Origin of the sequence: Pseudomonas sp. R32, from assembly GCF_009866705.1 — a bacterium.
GTDB lineage: Bacteria > Pseudomonadota > Gammaproteobacteria > Pseudomonadales > Pseudomonadaceae > Aquipseudomonas > Aquipseudomonas donghuensis.
Genome location: NZ_CP019396.1, coordinates 1547203 through 1565983 on the forward strand (window position 1 = coordinate 1547203; position 18781 = coordinate 1565983).

Below are 18781 nucleotides of genomic sequence, written 5' to 3' on the forward strand. Positions count from 1 at the left end.
GGCGGGGCGCTTTACGTAACCGTCAACAGCTTGCCCGCAGGTCTGCGCAGCGGTGAGATAGGCGCCATTGCGGTGCGTAGCCGGGCCGGAGAGCCAGGCATTGATAAGAACAAATGGAGGCGCTATGTACGCCAATTACCCCCCCAGGCTTGACCCTTTCCTCAGGAACGGTGCGTTTTGTCGTCAGACAGTCACGCAACGTGTTGACCCCTGCGCGTCTGCAGGGGTATACAATGCGCCGCGTTTTAACTGTGACCCCAATGCGTACCTCGCACTCTTGCTGACACCCGGTTGATGCGTCCAGGGCTCTTGCCCGCGACCTGAACCCTCGTCCAAGAACCTTCAAGGTAACCACCTTGTTAATTCCGCTGCGCCACGAGCGCGGTGGGTCCGATTCCGTCACAGATAAAAACAAGCAGGTGACTTCGTTCATGAGTGGACAAAACACGCATTCAGGCGAGCTGAAACGCGGCCTGAAAAATCGCCATATCCAGTTGATCGCCCTGGGCGGTGCAATTGGTACCGGGCTGTTCCTGGGATCGGCCGGGGTGATGAAATCGGCGGGCCCGTCGATGATTCTCGGCTACGCGATCTGTGGCTTCATTGCCTTCATGATCATGCGCCAGCTGGGTGAAATGATCGTTGAAGAGCCGGTAGCCGGTTCCTTCAGTCACTTCGCGCACAAGTATTGGGGTGGTTTTGCCGGCTTTCTCTCCGGTTGGAACTGCTGGATGCTGTACATCCTTGTCGGTATGTCGGAACTCACCGCGGTCGGCAAGTATGTGCACTACTGGTGGCCAGAGATTCCGACCTGGGCCTCGGCGGCAGCCTTCTTCATCCTGATCAACGCCATCAACCTGGCCAACGTCAAAGTGTTTGGCGAGGCCGAGTTCTGGTTCGCGATCATCAAGGTTCTGGCCATTGTCGGCATGATCGCCCTGGGCAGCTGGATGCTGGTCAGTGGTAGCGGCGGCCCGCAGGCTTCGGTGAGCAACCTGTGGGAACATGGCGGCTTCTTCCCCAATGGTGTCAGCGGCCTGGTGATGGCCCTGGCGATCATCATGTTCTCCTTCGGTGGCCTGGAAATGCTCGGTTTCACCGCCGCTGAAGCCGACAAGCCGAAGACCGTGATCCCCAAAGCGATCAACCAGGTGATCTACCGCATCCTGATTTTCTACATCGGTGCCCTGGTGGTACTGCTGTCGCTGACGCCATGGGACAGCCTGGTTACCAGCCTGGACTCGGCCGGTGGCACTTATGGTGCAAGCCCGTTCGTGCAGGTGTTCTCGCTGCTCGGTAGCGATGTTGCCGCGCACATCCTCAACTTCGTGGTGCTGACTGCGGCGTTGTCGGTGTACAACAGCGGTACCTACTGCAATGCCCGCATGCTCTACGGCATGGCCGAGCAGGGCGATGCTCCGGCCAGCCTGTCGAAGATCGACAAGCGCGGTGTGCCGGTACGCTCGATCCTGGCCTCTGCTGCAGTGACCCTGGTGGCCGTACTGCTCAACTACTTCATGCCGCAGCATGCACTGGAGCTGCTGATGTCGCTGGTGGTGGCAACCCTGGTGATCAACTGGGCGATGATCAGTTACTCGCACCTGAAGTTCCGCCAGCACCTGGACAAGACCGGCCAGACGCCGCTGTTCAAGGCGCTGTGGTACCCCTATGGCAACTACATCTGCCTGGCCTTCGTGGTGCTGATCCTGGGCATCATGCTGCAGATCCCGGGCATCCAGATCTCGGTCTATGCGATTCCGGTCTGGCTGCTGGTGATGGGCGTGTGCTATAGCCTGAAAACCAACCGCAGCAAAGCCACGGTCGCAGCCAGCTCAGCACCGCTCAAGCGCTGATTCAAATGGTTGAACGAACGCCCCGCTGCGCGGGGCGTTTTGCTTTACAGGTAGATGATTTCGAGGGTGCCTGAACCATCGAGCTGGATATCCTGGCGGTTGTCCAGTTCGTTGGTCGGGGCGATCACCGGCAGTATGTTGACTGTCGCGTTGAGGTTGCGAATGGCCACCGGTCCCTTCGCGGTCATGGCTTCATCGCTGAAGCCGAGTACGGTGGTATCGGCAATGCTCCTCGGCTCGCTGCCCGAATCGCTCCAGCCGATGCCGCCGGCAGTGGATTGGGTCAGGTAAACCGCCGCTAGCTGGTCGGCAGTGATCGACTGCGGGTCGAACTGTACTTCATACAAGCCGATCCTGTTCTCGGCGCCATCGCGTCCCAGGCCATAGAAAATCAGCGAGTTGACCAGCGAGCTGCCGTCACGGTTGTCGTGCATGCGCAAGGCATAACGCGCCGGGCTGTCACAATTGATCGACAGGTTCAATTGACGGGTGGGCAGGCGCGTACGCCGGTCGCTGTTCAGGCTTTGGCTGGTGATCCTGCCGTAGTCCACTACGCCTCCCTGGGACAGGCTCGGGGTACAGGCTGCTGGGATGATCTGCCAGTGTATGGCCAGTTCGGCTGTGCTGCCCGACGCTGGGGCGTGAAGTTGCCCGGTGCTTCTGAACTGCGTCGACTCACGCACGGCAAAGGCCTGGGCATCGAGTTCGCCCTCAAGCACCAGGGTCAGGTTGAGGTTGCGACCTTTTAGCGGTTTACCCGCCGCCACCGGGGTGATGCCGCTGCGTGGCTGCCAGTTCAGGTGGGCGTTGGCCGGGGCCGGAACTGCCCCGGGCTGATCGAGGCGGGCCAGGTCCACGCGCACGCCGTCGACAAAGGCATCGCTGGCTTGCAATCGATAGTGGCCCGAGCCCGCCAGCGTGAAGCGCTCCTTGTCCAGGCCGTTGGCGCTGTAGAACAGGCTGAGGTCGGCAGGGTCGTTGCAGCTCATGCTCAGTTGCGCGGTCTTTTTCGCCAATGCCAGGCCAGGGCTGCCGGCTTCCAGTCGGCTTCGATCAAGCGTCCCGTAGTCCAGTGGATCAGGGCTGACCTGTAGCCGGCATTCGGCCGCCATGGCCGACAGGGGCAAGACGAACAGCAATAGCATGGGGGGGAGGGTGTTCATGTGCTGGCGCATCCTCTTCGGGCTGCCGAGTAGGCTGACGACACAAGGTCTGATTGCCAGGGGCAGGTCGTCGCTGGGGCTCAACTGCATGTGCGTTGAGCCTGGGTGTAGTAGCTTTCGGTGGTGTTGCCAGTGTCCGGTTCCAGAGTGACCCGGCACTCTTTGGCCTGATGGTCGCTGACGATCAGGTGGCCAATGTCGTCGCTGTTATCGATGAACACCAGGCCGCCGGGCTGCACCAGGTTGATGAAGCGGCCGCGGTCATCGAATACCGAAGCACCGCTGGCCAGCGGCTGGCCGCTGTTGTCGAGCAGGGTCAGCAGCACCCGACGCGTGCTCCAGGCCCTGAAACTCAGGCGCGGCACCGCGCCACGGTGGGCGCGCAGCACGCCGGCACCCTCATCGACATTGATGTTGATCGGCAAGCTCTGGGTATCGATCTGGACCGGGCTGCGACCGTAGGCGGCCAGGGCGGGAATCACCGCATGCCCTGTATGGTCGGTCCACACCGGGCCGCTGGGGGTGCTGGCCTTGACCCCGGGGGTATCGGTGACCGAGAGGATGGCAAAGGTATCGCGGATCGGGTAGGGCGTTGGTGTGATGCCTGCGCCGTGCACTGCAACGCCTCCGCGCAGGCCCAGGTTGTAGTTACTGTTATCACCGTCGCCGCTGTAGTTCAGGTCCAGCTGGGTATAGCGCGGCAAGGCCGAGAGGCCGGCGCTGGCCAGCGTACTGGAATCTCCCGAACGATGCTCGGCGCCCAGGCGATAGCCGAAGCTGTCGTTTACCTGTTCGTTGTAGGCCAGCGTGCTGTTGCTGTGCCCGCCGCTGTGGCGGACACTGCTGCGCAAACGGCGTTTGCCGTCCAGCGGAATGCTGGCGCTGAAGTACAGGGCATCGTCGTTGTAGCCATTGCTGCTGCCGACGGACTTTTCCATCGTGGCTGACAGGGTCAGCCCACCGTAGCTGTTGCCCCAGGACAGAAACAGGCGTTGATTGCTGTCATGCTCGTAATAGGTGGTTTGCGTGTAGCCGAGGTTGAAGCTGCCCAGGGCGGCGCTAGTCCAGCGCAAACTGGTACTGAGCTGATCACGGTAGCTGGACCAGTGCTCCTCGTTGTCCCGGTTGGTGCTGTCGAGCAGCTCCCGGTAACCACGGGTGCGATGATTGCCGGCCACCAGGCTCGACCATTGCTCATTCAGTTGCCAGTTGAGCTGACCGCCCAGTTGGGCGCCGCTCTTGTCCAGCGTGGTTGCTTGTGAGCCGAGGGTAAAGACTTCGCCGTTGAGCTGGGGGGTAAGTACTGTGCCCACGCTGGCCCCTAGTCCCCGGTACCCCTGGGCGAGGATCACGCCGCTGCTCAGGCTTGAGCGATCTCCCAATGCGCCTGTCTGGCCCAGGCTCACCACTGCTGGGTCGTCGCTGTCATGGCCGTGGCTGCGCACAACCCCGGCGCCGACGCTGAAACCGGTTTGCGGGCGAACGCTGGCGGTCAGGTTGGCCGGTACGCGAAAGCGTCGTTGCTCACCGTTGGTCTCGATGACGGTGACCTCAAGGTCCGAACGCGAAGTGATGCGCGGAATGTTGCTGATGGTAAACGGCCCGGGCTGGACCACGGTGCTGTACAGCAATGCGCCGTTCTGGTGGATTTCGACCCGCGCCTGACTGTTGGCAATGCCTTGCACGCTGGCATTGTCCAGTTGCGAGAGCAGGCCATATTCGGGGGTTACCTGCGCCCCGATGATCTGCGCGCCGTTGAGCACCGGGTTGACCAGGCTGATTTCGCCAGCCTGGAACAGGCTGCGATGCTCGGCGAAGCTGCGCTGTACATAGGTGTCGAGCATTTCGCTGTGCACCTTGCCGTCGAAGCGGCTGTGCACCTGGCGGCTGCGCAGGATCCAGTTGTCCATGTTCAATCCCAGTTCGGTGTTGGCTGCCGCGTAACGGCTGGACTGGCCGTCGTAGCGGTTGAACGAGCTGAACAGGTCGTAGTTCAGCAGGCCGGCAACCCCGCCCTGGTTATAGTCTTGCGACAGTTGACGGTGCTGCACCAGGGCCTGGTCGGGGACGACGACCTGCACCCGGTGTTGCCCTGGCTGCAGCTCGACCTGCGCCTGAGGGAAGGCCTCGCCCAGTTCGAGGCAGGCCGGATCGACCGGGGCATCCTGCTCGTCCAGGGTAGTGGGCCAGTCGGCGGGGCGCTCGATCCCGGCAAATGCCAGCAACGCGTCATCGAAGCACAAGCTGCCGTCCTGGCTGAAGCGGGCCTGGGTGGCACCCTTGTCGCGGCCATTGACCGTCAGGCTGATTTGCTGGCGGCCGGGCGGGAAGCGCGTTTGTCGGCCGAACAAGGCCGCCAGCTTCGGATCGATGCCACGCTGGCGCAGCACTTCCTGGTCGAACACGCTGTGCTCGGCGTGAACGGGTTCATTGGCCGCCTGCGCAGGTTTCAGGGTATCCAGGCCCAGCAATGTCAGGCACAGGCCGAGTATCAGTTGCTCGCGCGGGCGCTTTTTGCCCAGGGCGTCATCGGGGGTGCTCACAGGATGCTTGCCTCGAAGGGGTCGACCGCAAAGCCATAAACCGTGGCCGGCTGAAAGCGCACGGTAGTGGCCGCGGCGGCGGCATCAGGCAAGTCGAGTGTGATGGTTTCGTGGGCCAGGACGTAGTTGCGGCCCAGGTCCAGTGAGTGCTGACCAGGCAGCAGTTGCAGCTCCTGGGCCAGGCGAACGACGTAAGGCGTGTTGTTCTCTACGCGCAATTGCTTGCCATCCACGCGCCAGACCAGCCCTTTCCAGGGCTCGCTGTTGCGTGCCAGGCCCTTGGGGTGAAGGATGACCGGCAGGTTCTGGCGCACGCCGAAGTTGACCCGCATGTTCTGGGTGCTACCGGGAGCGGTTTCGCGAATGCCTTCGAAGATCACCCGGCGCAGGCGCTGGCTGTGCAGAGGCTCCTTGCCTACATAGTGGAAGATCACCTGTTGTTCCTTGCCGGCTTCCACCCGGGCGACCGTGGGCTGGACCACCAGCAGGTTGTCGTTGTCTTCAGCTGGGTTCTCGATGAACACCGCCAGCAGGGCGGCTTGTGGGTCGGTATTGGTCACCACGAATTCACTGCCGCTGGCGCGGGCTTCTTCGACGATGACCACTGAGGTTCTGGGCACCATACCGTCGGCGTATGCCTGGGGCAGGGGTAGGGTGCACAGAAGAATTGCAGGCAGCAGGGGGCCTGCAACGAGTTTGCACGCTTTGATCATGGTCGCTGTTCAGTGCTGGGCGTCGGGCGCAGCTCCCCGGGCTGCTTCCATCAGGCGTGATCGGGGAGTGCGCGAGCCGGATGTCAGAGGTGGGCGGCGAGCGTTCCGTGTTCGCGCCCTTGGTCACGGATGACGATCAGAGGTACACGACCTCGAGGGTCGCGCTGCCGTCAAGCTGAGCGTTGTCGGTTAACGTCAGGCTCTTGTTGAGAAAGCCGTTGACTTCCAGGTTGATACTGACGCTGGTGACTGCACTGGGCGCCGACGGTGAAGGCTGGTTTGCAAAAGAGGCCCGGAAGCCCGAGTCCTTGCCAAAGTCGCTTAGGATGAGAGTCGACGCGGGGATCCAGCTGGTACCGCCGTCCAGCGAATCCAGGTGGTAGCCCGTTTCACCATCCACCAGGGTGCCGCCGTTTATCCAGCGTATAAAAAAATTGCCGAGTTGCTGGTCTTCATGCATGCCAAGTCCAAACCGGTTCGACTCTGAGGGCGCACTGTCGCGACGATTGTCGCTGGCAATAACGGCAATGCTGGTCGGCGCGCTGCACTCGATGGCGAAGGACAGGTTTTTGGCTGGAAGGAGGTAGTAGTTGCCTGTTTCCCCAAGGTTTGCCAGCGATACAACGCCGTAGTCCACCTGCCCGCCATTGCTCAAGGTCGGTGTGCAGGCGGTCGGGGTGATGGTGCCGGTGACTGTCAGGTCGGTAGTGGCGGCCATGGCGTGGGTGGTGGCCAGGCAAAGCAGTGCAGCAAGGGAGAGGACGGAGGTTTTCACAGCGATTTCCTTTCAGTGTGGGTATTGGCTGTCGCCCGTTTGGCAAACGGTCTGCTTGCTGCGCTACGGGCTGTCGTTTCAAGCGCTCGGGCAAGGTTCAGAGGTAGACGATCTCGATGGTTGCGCTGCCGTCCAGTGTTACGTTGTCGTTGAACGACAAGTCCTTGTTTATGTGGCCTGTTACATTCATGTTCATGGTTACGCTGGTGACTGCTGTTGGGCTGCTGACTGTCTGGTTGGAGAAAGAAATCCTTTCGTCCGGGCCCCGGCCGGCATCGACGAGGGTGGCGGTGCGGTGGCTGTCCCAGGTGTTGCCAGCATCACGCGAGATCAGGTTCATGCCGCTGCCGCCGTCGATCAGGGTTTCTTCGTCGTCCCAATGCATGTAGTAGATGCCGATTGGCTGATCTTCATACATGCCAAGGCCGAACAGCCAAGGGTTGGGCCCCGCGCTTTCGCGGCGATTGTCGTTGGCGATGACGGCGATGGCGGCCGGTGCACTGCATTCGATGGCAAAGTTCAGGCTTTTGGCGGGGAGCTTGTAGGTGGTTGAGGTTTCTTCAAGGTTTGACAGCGACTGCACGCCGTAATCAACCACGCCGCCATTGCTCAAGGTTGGCGTGCAGGCCGCCGGGGTAATGGTGCCGGTGACACTCAGGTCGGTGGTGGCGGCCATGGCGTTGGCGGTGGCCAGGCTCAATAGGGCCGCTAGGGTCAGTACGGACTTTTTCACAGTGATTTCCTTCTGGATGTTGGTGTTTTAAGTGTTGCGGTGACCCGTTTTGCGCGCGCAGTTGCCCGCTCCCTGTCGTTCGGCAGGCAGTGGCTTGGGCGTGTGCCGGGTTCTTGTCGGCCAGGCTTGGCTGTTATTAGGGTGTCGTGCCTATGGGTAGAAGCTCGAGTCCTCTTGAGGTCAGGCTGGTGAGAAGGTGCTGATCGACCACACCGGCGTTTTCCGAGCGAAGGCAGCCGTTCCCGGCTATTTCGAGTCTTGCCTGCTTTGCCGTCTTCAGAGGTACTGAAGCTCGATGGTCATGTGGCCATCCAGCAGGGCTTCATCGACGTGGGTTATGTCGTTGCGCAACCAACCCGTGACTTCCAGTCGCAGATTCAGTAGCTCTGCGGCTGATGGGCTGTTCTGGCTGCGCCGGGCAAAGCCCAGGCGTGAGTCTGGCTTGTCGCCCTGGTGCTCGAAGCCGCCACCGGCTATGCGAGTCCAGGTGCTGCCTTTGTCTTCGGAGTAGAGGGTGTCGGCTGGCAGATTGTCGAGGGTCGCATCACTGTCCGCCCATACGGCGCTGTAAAAGCCCAGGGACTCACCGCTGGTGGTGGTGCCCAAGCCGAATGCCTTGGGCATTGGCATCGAGGTGCTGTCGCGGCGATTGCCGGTGGCTATCAGGGCGAAACGGGTTGGCCGGTCACAGACGACGGTGAAGGTCAGGTTGCGCGGCGGCAGGGCCGAGTGATCGGGAATCACGGGCTGGGGCGGAAGTTCGGGCATGGAAATATTGCCGAAATCGACCTGGCCGTTTGCGGAAAGCGACGGCGTACACGCTGCCGGAGTAAGGGTGCCGCTGATATTGACGTCAGTGCTGCTGGCATGTGCGCCTGCACTGACGAAGGTCAGCAGCGCGGTCAGGGTACACAAAGGCTTGGTGTTCATTGTTCGGTCCTTTGAAAATGAATGAACCTCCGTGCCGTTGTGGGTCTTATGCAGGAATCGGCAGCGGATGGTTCTTCAGGCAGCGCAAGGCAAGCTTGCTCTGCCAATTACCAGGGACGAATCCCTGATCCTGTGTCATCCGTGACGATTTTTCACACGTTTTTGTTAGACGATGGAACGTGCGAATGTTTGGTTTTATGTGCTTTGCTTGGCCTTGCCCGAGGTAAACAGCGGGAGCATAGTGCTCGGCAAGGCTGTCTGTGGTGTTCGGATGCCGATTATGCCCAAAAAAATGTTCGTGTAAAGGGGTTTTGTTTGAAAAATTGTGCAAATTCTGCACCGAAATCGGCAGAGAGCGGAGAACGATTGCGCCAGGAACGTACCCGTCTGGGCTTGCGTCAGGATGATTTCGCCCAGCTTGGCGGGGTCAACCGCAATACCCAGGGCAGTTATGAAAAAGGCGAGCGCAACCCGGACGCGGCGTACCTGGCGGCAGTTGCGGGGGCAGGGGTCGATGTGCGCTACGTGATTACCGGCGTGCGCACGATTGATGGCGGCGCTTCGTTGAACGAGCCGGAACAGCGCTTGCTGGCTCAATACCGGTCATTGGCTATCGCCGACCAAGAAGTTGTGCATAGAATTGTCGGGGCCATGCACGACGCAAAAGGTAGTGGCGTATAGCTATTATCTCAATTTTCCTACGAAACGCTCGGAACGGTCCTAGTGGGTTCGCAGAGAATTGCTCGTAACGTCGATGCATTCAGTCTCGCTAGGGAAGGGTGATCATGTCGGAGCATAAAACCTGCGCATTCAACACGGAAAGTGACGCTTCGCCTGTGCAACGCTTGAGTGAAGTCGAAAACGAGCTGCTGATTTTGTTTCGCCAGTTGTCCCCGGTGGATCAGGGCTGCGTACAGCGGGTAGCGCAAGTGTTGTGCCAGGGGGCGCAAGAGGCCGAGCGCGAGCGCTGCCGAATACCTGAGTCGGCCTGAATGTTTGATCAAAGGATGTGTGATGTTGCAGTTATCCAACGCGGTGCAGATCCCGGACGACGAGATCGAGTTGACTGCCATCCGCGCCCAGGGCGCCGGCGGGCAGAACGTCAACAAGGTCTCCAGCGCCGTGCACCTGCGTTTCGACACCCAGGCTTCGTCATTGCCGGCGTTTTACAAGGAGCGTCTGCTGGCGCTGAGCGACAGTCGCATTACCCGTGACGGGGTGATCATCATCAAGGCCCAGCAGTTTCGAACCCAGGAGCAGAACCGGGCCGATGCGCTGGAGCGCCTGCGCGAACTGATTCTCTCGGCGACCAAGGTCGAAAAGGCGCGGCGCCCGACCCGGCCGACCCTGGGCTCGAAAACCCGGCGCCTGGACACCAAGAGCAAGCGTGGAGCGATCAAGGCCGGGCGCGGCAAGATCGATTATTAAAGCAGGTGTCGTGGTGGCTGCAGACGGGCCTGGCGATACAGGTACAGGCTCAGCAGCAAACCGCAGAAAGACGCGCCAGCGGCAAAGACAAAGATCGAGGCAAAGCCGAATCCGGCAGCAATCGCCCCAGCCAGCGGCCCGGTGATCCCCAGCGACAGGTCGATGAACAGCGAATAGGCGCCCACGGCCGCGCCGCGATTGGAGGCGGACACCAGATTGACTGCCTCGACCCCCAGGGCCGGGAACACCAGCGAGAAACCAAAGCCGCTCAACGCCGCACCGGCCAGGGCCAGCTCGGCACTCGGAGCCTGCCAGAGCAGCAGCAGGCCGAGGGTTTCCACCGACAGGCAGGCGATCGCCACCCGGTAGCCACCGATACGGTTGATCAGGTTGCCGAACAGCAGTCGGGCACCAATGAAGCAGGCGCCGAACAGGCTCAGGCACAGCGCCGCGTTGTTCCAGTTGTGGCTGGCGTAGTACAGGGTGATGAAGGTGGCGATGGTGCCAAAGCCGATCGAGCCCAGGGCCAACCCCGAGCCGTGACCGAACACCCGGCCAAGCACGTGCAGAAACGGCAGGCGTTCACCGGCAACCACAGGGGCGGCGGTTTTCGGCCAGGCCAGGGCCAGGCCCAGCACGCACAGCAGCAAAATGCTGGCGCCCATGCTCCACAAGCCGAACTGCTGCACCAGCACCACGCCCAGCGGTGCGCCGATGGCCAAGGCGCCATAGCTGGCGATGCCGTTCCAGGAAATCACCTTGGCGGTGTGTTGCGCGCCCACCCGGCCAATGCCCCAACCGATCGAGCCCGAGCCGACCAGGCTTTCGGCGCTGCCCAGCACCAGGCGGCCGACCAACAGGCTGGCCAGGCTCAGCCATGGCGCATGTTGCAGCCACGCTGAAATCAGCATGAACACGCCGCTCAAGCCACAACCGGCCAGGCCGTAGAGCACGGCGCGCTTGCTGCCCAGATTATCGATGATGCGGCTGGCGTAGGGGCGGCTGAGCAAGGTGGCCAGGTACTGCACGCTGATCACCAGGCCCGCGACCACGGTGCCGAAGCCCAGGTCGCTATGCACGTAGCCGGGCAGCACGGCCAGGGGGATGCCGATGTTCAGGTAGCCGATGAAGGTAAACAGGACGATGGAGACGACTTGCAGGGTGACCGCAAGGGAGCGCGGTGAGTCGGGCATGTGCGGGCTTTCGTAGAAGAGGAATTCTTGACGGTGTGAAAACGTGTTGACGGGGTGGTCCCTGCATCAGCCGTTTTCACACAGTCTGATCGTTGCGCGATTATTCCTGGTCGGCGCTGGAGGTTTCGTCACCGTCGTGGTCAGCCTGGGCTGCTTCGGCGCTGTGAGTGGCAGGAGTCTGCTCTTCTGGGTTCAGGCTTGGGAAGGGAAGATTCGGGATTTCATGCATCTCGTCGTTCCTCGCAAGTGTGTGGAAAGGCTGCGCAAGGCGCGCATGGGCTTGTGAAAGCCTGTGCAGGATACAGGAGTCTGAATGACAGTATGAATTTTCCTGCTGATTGGTGTTGACGATCAGGGGATCTTCCGGGGCTGTTGCGCAGCCGATCGCTGGCAAGCCAGCTCCCACAAGGTCCGGTGTATGCATGACCTGTGGGAGCTGGCTTGCCAGCGATGCTTTTAGCGACAGACGTCGGCGATGGCGGCAGCCAGTGCTTCAAGGCGTGCCGCATCGGCGCCGGCGATGTTCGCCCGGCCAGTGCCGACCATGTACACGCTGTGCCGTTCACGCAGCTGCTTGACCTGCTCCGGCGACAAACCGGTGTAGGAGAACATCCCGCGTTGCTTGGCGATATGCGCGAAGCGTTCGCTCAGGCCGTGGGGTGCCAAGGCCTCGACCAGGCCGACCCGCAGCTCGGCAATGCGCTGGCGCATGGCGTCGACTTCTTCGACCCACAGGCGCTTGAGGTCGGCGTCGCCAAGAATCTGCGCCACTACCGCCGCGCCATGATCCGGTGGCGTCGACCACAGGTTGCGCGCCAGCAATGCCAGTTGACTACGCACATCCAGCAGCTTCTCGGCATCATGGCTGCACACCAGCAGGGCGCCGGTGCGGTCACGATAGAGGCCGAAGTTTTTCGAGCAGGAACTGGTGATCAGCAGCTCGGGCAGTTCCGCGGCGAACAGCCGTACCGCCCAGGCGTCTTCTACCAGGCCATCGCCAAAGCCCTGGTAGGCGAAGTCGATCAACGGCAGCAGCTCGCGGCGGCGCACCACCTCGAGCACGGCGCGCCAGTCGTCCTGGCTCAGGTCGAAGCCAGTCGGGTTGTGGCAGCAGGCGTGCAGCAACACCACATCGCCCTTAGGCGCGACTTCCAGGGCGGCCAGCATCCCGGCGACGTTCAGACGGTTGTCCGTGCCGACATAGGGATAGTGGCTGACCTTGAGGCCGGCACCGGCGAAGATGGTCTCGTGGATCGGCCAGGTCGGATCGCTCAACCAGATGCCGCGGCCCGGCAGGCAGTGTTCGATGAACTCCGCCGCCAGGCGCAGGGCGCCGGTGCCGCCCGGGGTCTGGGTGGCGCCGGCGCGCTGGTTGCTCAGCAGCGACGAATCACTGCCCAGCACCAGTTCGCCGATCAGCCGGCCAAAGGCCGCATCGCCATGACCGCCGACGTAGCTCTTGCTGGTCTGCTGTTCAAGCAGGCGCTGTTCGGCCTGCTTGACCGCCGCCGGAATCGGCGTCAGGCCCTGGGCATCCTTGAACACCCCGACACCGAGGTCGAACTTGTTCGGGTTGCTGTCCTTGGCATACGCCTCCATCAGCCCGAGGATCGGATCGCCGGGTACGCGCCCAATGGCGCCGAAGTGCATTACTTGCGGCCTTCGGCGGTGCTGGCGACCTCGTCGGTGCGCGCGGCCATGATGAAGTCGTTACGGTGCAGGCCTTTGATCGAGTGGCTCCACCAGGTCACGGTGACCTTGCCCCATTCGGTCAGCAGGCCTGGGTGATGGCCTTCGGCCTCGGAAATTTCGCCAACGGCGTTGGTGAAGGCCAGGGCGTGCTTGAAATTCTTGAACAGGAAGACTTTTTCCAGCTGCATGATGCCGTCACGGACTTCGATGTTCCAATCCGGGATCTGCTTGATCAGTACCGGCAGTTCTTCGTCGCTGACCTGTGGCGCATCGGCACGGCAGGCTTCGCAGTGGGCTTGGTTCAAGGCGTTCATAAGGTTTTCCGCAAGTGGTTGTTATTGGTTTGCAAGGTCGCTCAAGCGGCGACCTTGGGTGGAAACTTCGGTGCGTGCAGGCCCATCTTCATCGCTGTGTGGACCATGCCCATGATGTCTTCGTGGGCCAGGTCGAACAGGCGCTTGAGGTTAGGCAGGGCAAAGTACAGCGGCTGCAGGATATCGATGCGGTATGGCGTGCGCATGGCCTCCAGCGGGTCGAACGGCTGGTGCTCAGGTTCGCCGGACAGGCTGTAGACGGTCTCTTTCGGTGAGGACAGGATGCCGCCGCCATAGATCTTGCGACCCTGCGGGGTATCGACCAGGCCAAACTCGATGGTCATCCAGTAGAGGCGGGCAAGGTACACGCGCTCTTCCTTGGTAGCCTGCAGGCCGAGCTTGCCATAGGTGTGGGTGAACTCAGCGAACCAGGGGTTGGTCAGCAGCGGGCAGTGGCCGAAAATCTCATGGAAAATGTCCGGTTCCTGCAGGTAATCGAGCTCTTGTTCGGTGCGAATGAACGTCGCCACCGGAAAGCGTTTGCTGGCCAGCAGTTCGAAAAAGGTCTGGAAAGGAATCAGTGCGGGGACGCGGGCAACTTGCCAGCCAGTGGTGGCACCCAGCACCTTGTTGATCTCGCCCAATTGCGGAATGCGGTCGTGCGGCAGGCCCAGTTGATCGATGCCGTCCAGGTATTCCTGGCACGCGCGGCCTTCGATCACCTTCAGTTGGCGGGTGATCAGGGTGTTCCACACCGCATGTTCATGCTGCGGGTAGTCGATAAAACCCTGCGCATCGGGCTCGCGAGCCACGTATTGCGTCTGTTTCATGCTGCTCTCCTGCTGGGGGCCATTCTTGTTATGTGATCAAGCCATTACCCCTAGTGTTACCCTGCTAGCGTGCCGGTTGTAGCGTCCTGGCGGCTGATGTGCCGTGATAGTTACTCGCATTTGTAACGATAACTTTACGAAATTGACAGAATCCCGATAAATCAGGGGGTTTGCTCCTTGAAAGTCAGGCTGTCTGTCACATAATCTTTACGAAAATTATTCGGTCGCTGCAAAAAAAATCGCTGTCGTGCCGCGTACCAGGCCTTCTAGTAGGACATTTCATGCGTATTAAAGTGCATTGCCAGAACCGCATCGGCATCCTGCGCGACATTCTCAACCTGCTGGTTGAGTACGGCATCAACGTCGCTCGCGGCGAGGTCGGCGGCGAGCATGGCAATGCCATCTATCTGCACTGCCCGAACCTGATCAACCTGCAGTTTCAGGCCCTGCGACCAAAATTCGAGTCGATTGCCGGGGTGTTCGGGGTCAAGCGTGTAGGCCTGATGCCCAGCGAGCGCCGGCACATGGAGCTCAATGCCCTGCTCGGCGCCCTGGATTTCCCGGTGCTGTCGATCGACATGGGCGGTTCCATCGTTGCCGCCAACCGTGCGGCGGCGCAGTTGCTCGGGGTGCGGGTCGATGAGGTGCCGGGCATTCCGCTGTCGCGTTATGCCGAGGATTTCGACCTGCCGGAACTGGTGCGTGCCAACAAGTCGCGTATCAATGGTCTGCGGGTCAAGGTCAAGGGCGATGTGTTTCTCGCCGACATCGCGCCGTTGCAATCCGAGCACGATGACAGCGAGGCGCTGGCCGGCGCGGTATTGACCCTGCACCGCGCTGACCGCATCGGTGAGCGCATTTATAACGTGCGCAAGCAGGAGCTGCGCGGCTTCGACAGCATTTTCCAGAGCTCGCGGGTCATGGCGGCGGTGGTCCGCGAGGCGCGGCGCATGGCGCCGCTGGATGCCCCGCTGCTGATCGAGGGGGAAACCGGTACCGGCAAGGAGTTGCTGGCCCGCGCCTGCCACCTGGCCAGCCCCCGTGGCCAGGCGCCGTTGATGGCGCTCAACTGTGCGGGGTTGCCCGAATCGATGGCCGAGACCGAATTGTTCGGTTATGGCCCAGGCGCCTTTGAAGGGGCGCGGGCCGAGGGCAAGCTCGGATTGCTGGAGCTGACGGCTGGCGGCACCCTGTTCCTGGATGGCGTAGGTGAGATGAGCCCGCGCTTACAGGTGAAACTGCTGCGCTTTCTGCAGGACGGCTGCTTTCGTCGTGTAGGCAGCGATGAAGAGGTATATCTGGACGTGCGGGTGATCTGTGCGACCCAGGTCGACCTGTCCGAGCTGTGTGCCCGTGGCGAGTTCCGCCAGGACCTCTACCATCGTCTCAACGTTCTTTCCCTGCATATTCCGCCATTGCGCGAATGCCTGGATGGCTTGCCGCCGCTGGTCGAGCACTTTCTCGATCAGGCCAGCCGGCAGATCGGTTGCTCACTGCCCAAGCTTGCACCGCCAGCAATGGAGCGCCTGAGCCAGTACCACTGGCCGGGCAATGTACGGCAGTTGGAGAACGTGTTGTTCCAGGCGGTGTCGCTGTGTGATGGCGGGGTGGTCAAGAGCGAACATATTCGCTTGCCGGAGTACGGTGGGCGTCAGCCGCTGGGTGACTTCTCCCTTGAGGGCGACCTGGGGCAAATAGTCGGGCGTTTCGAGAAAGCGGTACTGGAACGTTTGCTGAGCGAATTTCCCAGCAGTCGGGCATTGGGTAAACGCTTGGGTGTTTCCCATACAACCATTGCCAACAAGTTGCGTGAACATGGCGTTGGCAAATCGGATTAATTAATCCGCTGTTAATAAAGTAAGGGAAATAACGGCAGGTTGTTAGTTGCACGCATGAGGCTCAATGAGTGCAGCGCGCCTCGTTGATTAACAACCGAGGCGCTGCAGGCGGTCGAGCCGTTGGCTCAGCCGTTCGAGCAACCGTTGCCCATCACCCGGTACTCGAGTATGTGGCGCTTGCCCTGGGAGTCTTCGTAGGTCATGCGCGCCGGGACCACTTCGCAGACATTCGGCACTTCGCTCATGGCAATGACTTTGGCGATGTCCAGGTGCTGCGAGTAACTGTACTGTTCAACCGGGATCTGCTCGGCGCCGCCTTGTGCAACTTCTTCGGCCATGGCCACGCTGCAAAGACTACCCAGTGCCAATACCAGTAAAGCTTTCATCTTCATTTTTACCTGTCTAAGGTCGTAAGGGGGCACGCAGCGCTTGTGGCGCCGCGTGTACAACAGGATCAACTATCACGATTAGTTGCCGATTAACTTCCCTTCGTGGGGGGCTACAAGAAAGTTAATCGTGGTGCCGTTGCTGGCGAGGTGAATTCTAGGAGTGCGGCCTGCGCTTAAACAGCCACGGTTTTGATAAACACTGTTGGCAGAAACTGTAACAATCGTCTGGCAGGCTGCCGGGATATTTTTATTTTTCGCCGTGCACGCCCGGCCTTGACGCTTCGCTGCTGGCCGCAGGGAGAAAAGACGAGGTCGTTACTACCAACGTCGAATGGCCGGCGCAGTCTGGTACAGTTACAACGAGGTCATACAAAAACAACTATTACACCGAGGTAACAAAGATGAGTGCGGCTCCCCTGTATCCCGTTCGTCCCGAGGTCGCGGCCAACACGTTGACCGACGAGGCGACCTACAAGGCCATGTACCAGCAGTCGGTGATCAACCCGGACGGCTTCTGGCGCGAGCAGGCTCAGCGCCTCGACTGGATCAAGCCTTTCACCAAGGTCAAGCAGACCTCCTTCGACGATCACCATGTCGATATCAAATGGTTTGCTGACGGCACTCTGAACGTGTCCTACAACTGCCTGGACCGCCATCTGGCCGAGCGTGGCGATCAAACTGCAATCATCTGGGAGGGCGACGACCCTTCCGAGCACCGCAATATCACCTACCGCGAACTGCACGAGCAGGTGTGCAAGTTTGCCAACGCCCTGCGCGGTCAGGATGTACACCGTGGTGACGTGGTCACTATCTATATGCCGATGATCCCCGAGGCCGTGGTTGCCATGCTGGCCTGTGCCCGTATCGGTGCGATCCACTCGGTGGTGTTCGGTGGCTTCTCGCCTGAAGCGCTGGCCGGGCGCATCATCGACTGCAAATCGAAGATCGTCATTACCGCTGACGAAGGTCTGCGTGGTGGCCGTCGTACTGCGCTCAAGGCCAACGTCGACCTGGCCCTGACCAACCCGGAAACCAGCAGCGTGCAGAAGATCATCGTCTGCAAGCGCACCGGCGGCGACATCGCCTGGCACCAGCACCGCGACATTTGGTACGAAGACCTGATGAAGGTTGCCTCCAGCCACTGTGCACCGAAGGAAATGGGGGCCGAAGAGGCGTTGTTCATCCTCTATACCTCCGGCTCCACCGGCAAGCCCAAGGGCGTGCTGCACACCACTGGCGGCTATATGGTCTATGCCGCGCTGACCCACGAGCGGGTGTTCGACTACCGCCCGGGTGAAGTCTACTGGTGCACCGCCGACGTTGGCTGGGTCACCGGTCACAGCTATATCGTCTATGGCCCGCTGGCCAACGGCGCGACCACCGTGCTGTTCGAGGGCGTGCCGAACTACCCGGACATTACCCGCGTGTCGAAGATCGTCGACAAGCACAAGGTCAACATCCTCTACACCGCACCGACCGCGATCCGCGCGATGATGGCCGAAGGTCAGGCCGCCATGGCCGGTGCCGATGGCTCCAGCCTGCGCCTGCTGGGTTCGGTGGGCGAGCCGATCAACCCGGAAGCCTGGAACTGGTACTACCACACCGTCGGCAAGGAGCGTTGCCCGATCGTCGACACCTGGTGGCAGACCGAGACCGGCGGCGTGCTGATCAGCCCGCTGCCAGGTGCTACCGCGCTCAAGCCGGGCTCGGCGACCCGTCCGTTCTTTGGTGTGGTGCCGGCGCTGGTGGATAACCTCGGCAACCTGATCGAGGGCGCTGCTGAAGGCAACCTGGTGATCCTCGATTCCTGGCCGGGCCAGTCGCGTTCGCTGTACGGCGATCACGACCGCTTCGTCGATACCTACTTCAAGACCTTCCGTGGCATGTACTTCACCGGTGACGGTGCCCGCCGCGACGAAGACGGCTACTACTGGATCACCGGTCGCGTTGACGATGTGCTCAACGTTTCCGGCCACCGCATGGGTACCGCCGAGATCGAAAGCGCCATGGTCGCCCACCCGAAAGTCGCCGAGGCTGCCGTGGTTGGTGTGCCGCACGACATCAAGGGGCAGGGCATCTATGTCTATGTCACTCTCAACGGTGGAGTCGAGTCAACCGAGCAACTGCGCCTGGAGCTGAAGAACTGGGTGCGCAAGGAAATCGGCCCGATCGCCTCGCCGGATGTCATCCAGTGGGCGCCGGGGCTGCCGAAAACCCGTTCGGGCAAGATCATGCGCCGCATCCTGCGCAAGATTGCCACGGCCGAGTACGACGGCCTGGGTGATATCTCGACCCTGGCCGATCCGAGTGTGGTGCAGCACCTGATCGATACCCACAAGGACATGAACAAGGCTTCGGCCTGAGTCTGAGGCTGCTTCGCAGCCTGT

At 61.2% G+C, this 18781-nt stretch carries 18 protein-coding genes; 6 read left to right on the forward strand and 12 right to left on the reverse strand.

Going from position 1 to position 18781, the window contains the following annotated elements; genetic code table 11:
* The first annotated feature begins 431 nt into the window (after window positions 1-431).
* Window positions 432-1853, forward strand: a complete 1422-nt coding sequence (locus PspR32_RS07110) for an amino acid permease (RefSeq protein WP_159388260.1) — start codon at window positions 432-434, stop codon at window positions 1851-1853.
* 44 nt (window positions 1854-1897) lie between these two features.
* Here PspR32_RS07110 and PspR32_RS07115 read toward each other — a convergent pair whose 3' ends face one another.
* From PspR32_RS07115 to PspR32_RS07140, 6 genes are all read right to left on the reverse strand, one after another.
* The gene (locus PspR32_RS07115) at window positions 1898-3016 is read right to left on the reverse strand and encodes a DUF1120 domain-containing protein (protein WP_159388261.1); all 1119 of its coding nucleotides are present in this window, start codon (window positions 3014-3016) and stop codon (window positions 1898-1900) included.
* A gap of 80 nt (window positions 3017-3096) precedes the next feature.
* Window positions 3097-5559, reverse strand: a complete 2463-nt coding sequence (locus PspR32_RS07120) for a fimbria/pilus outer membrane usher protein (RefSeq protein ID WP_159388262.1) — start codon at window positions 5557-5559, stop codon at window positions 3097-3099.
* A complete protein-coding gene (locus PspR32_RS07125; protein ID WP_036996288.1) occupies window positions 5556-6272 on the reverse strand; it encodes a fimbria/pilus chaperone family protein in 717 nt (238 codons plus the stop codon). The genes PspR32_RS07120 and PspR32_RS07125 overlap by 4 nt, the downstream gene beginning before the upstream one ends.
* Window positions 6273-6408: 136 nt before the next feature.
* Complete coding sequence (locus PspR32_RS07130; RefSeq protein ID WP_051636705.1) at window positions 6409-7047, reverse strand: DUF1120 domain-containing protein; 639 nt, start codon at window positions 7045-7047, stop codon at window positions 6409-6411.
* Window positions 7048-7144: 97 nt separating this feature from the next.
* Window positions 7145-7780 (reverse strand): DUF1120 domain-containing protein, encoded by a 636-nt coding sequence (locus PspR32_RS07135; protein ID WP_036994250.1) that lies wholly within the window; start codon window positions 7778-7780, stop codon window positions 7145-7147.
* Between the two features lie 276 nt (window positions 7781-8056).
* Window positions 8057-8710 carry a DUF1120 domain-containing protein gene (locus PspR32_RS07140; RefSeq protein WP_036994252.1) on the reverse strand — a complete coding sequence of 218 codons (654 nt, stop codon included), beginning with the start codon at window positions 8708-8710 and terminating at the stop codon, window positions 8057-8059.
* A gap of 21 nt (window positions 8711-8731) precedes the next feature.
* On the opposite strand from PspR32_RS07140, the gene PspR32_RS26515 reads away from it, so the two are divergent.
* The 3 genes from PspR32_RS26515 to arfB all read left to right on the forward strand — a co-directional run bounded on the left by PspR32_RS26515 (window position 8732) and on the right by arfB (window position 10138).
* Window positions 8732-9391, forward strand: a complete 660-nt coding sequence (locus PspR32_RS26515) for a helix-turn-helix domain-containing protein (RefSeq protein WP_335927393.1) — start codon at window positions 8732-8734, stop codon at window positions 9389-9391.
* A 104-nt stretch (window positions 9392-9495) separates the two neighbouring features.
* Window positions 9496-9702, forward strand: coding sequence for a hypothetical protein (locus tag PspR32_RS07150; RefSeq protein ID WP_010226627.1), 207 nt, complete (start codon window positions 9496-9498; stop codon window positions 9700-9702).
* A gap of 22 nt (window positions 9703-9724) precedes the next feature.
* Window positions 9725-10138 (forward strand): alternative ribosome rescue aminoacyl-tRNA hydrolase ArfB, encoded by a 414-nt coding sequence (arfB, locus tag PspR32_RS07155; RefSeq protein ID WP_010226628.1) that lies wholly within the window; start codon window positions 9725-9727, stop codon window positions 10136-10138.
* Here the strand turns inward: arfB and PspR32_RS07160 are convergent.
* The 5 genes from PspR32_RS07160 to phhA all read right to left on the reverse strand — a co-directional run bounded on the left by PspR32_RS07160 (window position 10135) and on the right by phhA (window position 14167).
* Entirely contained in the window at window positions 10135-11331 is a 1197-nt protein-coding gene (locus PspR32_RS07160) for an MFS transporter (RefSeq protein WP_159388263.1), read from the reverse strand. The genes arfB and PspR32_RS07160 overlap by 4 nt on opposite strands.
* 100 nt (window positions 11332-11431) lie before the next feature.
* On the reverse strand, window positions 11432-11560 hold the full coding sequence (locus tag PspR32_RS26475) for a hypothetical protein (RefSeq protein WP_010226630.1): 129 nt from the start codon (window positions 11558-11560) through the stop codon (window positions 11432-11434).
* Between the two features lie 227 nt (window positions 11561-11787).
* Window positions 11788-12981, reverse strand: coding sequence for an amino acid aminotransferase (locus tag PspR32_RS07165; protein WP_159388264.1), 1194 nt, complete (start codon window positions 12979-12981; stop codon window positions 11788-11790).
* Window positions 12981-13337 (reverse strand): 4a-hydroxytetrahydrobiopterin dehydratase, encoded by a 357-nt coding sequence (locus PspR32_RS07170; RefSeq protein WP_036994257.1) that lies wholly within the window; start codon window positions 13335-13337, stop codon window positions 12981-12983. Before PspR32_RS07170 ends, PspR32_RS07165 begins: the two co-directional genes overlap by 1 nt.
* 41 nt (window positions 13338-13378) lie before the next feature.
* Window positions 13379-14167: a phenylalanine 4-monooxygenase gene (gene phhA / locus PspR32_RS07175; protein WP_010226636.1), complete on the reverse strand. Its 789-nt coding sequence runs from the start codon at window positions 14165-14167 to the stop codon at window positions 13379-13381.
* A gap of 281 nt (window positions 14168-14448) precedes the next feature.
* Here phhA and PspR32_RS07180 point away from each other — a divergent pair, with 281 nt between their 5' ends.
* Window positions 14449-16005, forward strand: coding sequence for a sigma-54-dependent phenylalanine hydroxylase transcriptional regulator PhhR (locus PspR32_RS07180; RefSeq protein ID WP_010226638.1), 1557 nt, complete (start codon window positions 14449-14451; stop codon window positions 16003-16005).
* Between the two features lie 125 nt (window positions 16006-16130).
* Here the strand turns inward: PspR32_RS07180 and PspR32_RS07185 are convergent, their stop codons facing one another.
* A complete protein-coding gene (locus PspR32_RS07185; RefSeq protein ID WP_159388265.1) occupies window positions 16131-16391 on the reverse strand; it encodes a DUF2790 domain-containing protein in 261 nt (86 codons plus the stop codon).
* 404 nt (window positions 16392-16795) lie between these two features.
* Between PspR32_RS07185 and acs the strand changes: the two genes are divergently transcribed.
* Window positions 16796-18757 carry an acetate--CoA ligase gene (gene acs / locus PspR32_RS07190; RefSeq protein ID WP_010226642.1) on the forward strand — a complete coding sequence of 654 codons (1962 nt, stop codon included), beginning with the start codon at window positions 16796-16798 and terminating at the stop codon, window positions 18755-18757.
* The last annotated feature ends 24 nt before the right edge of the window (window positions 18758-18781 follow it).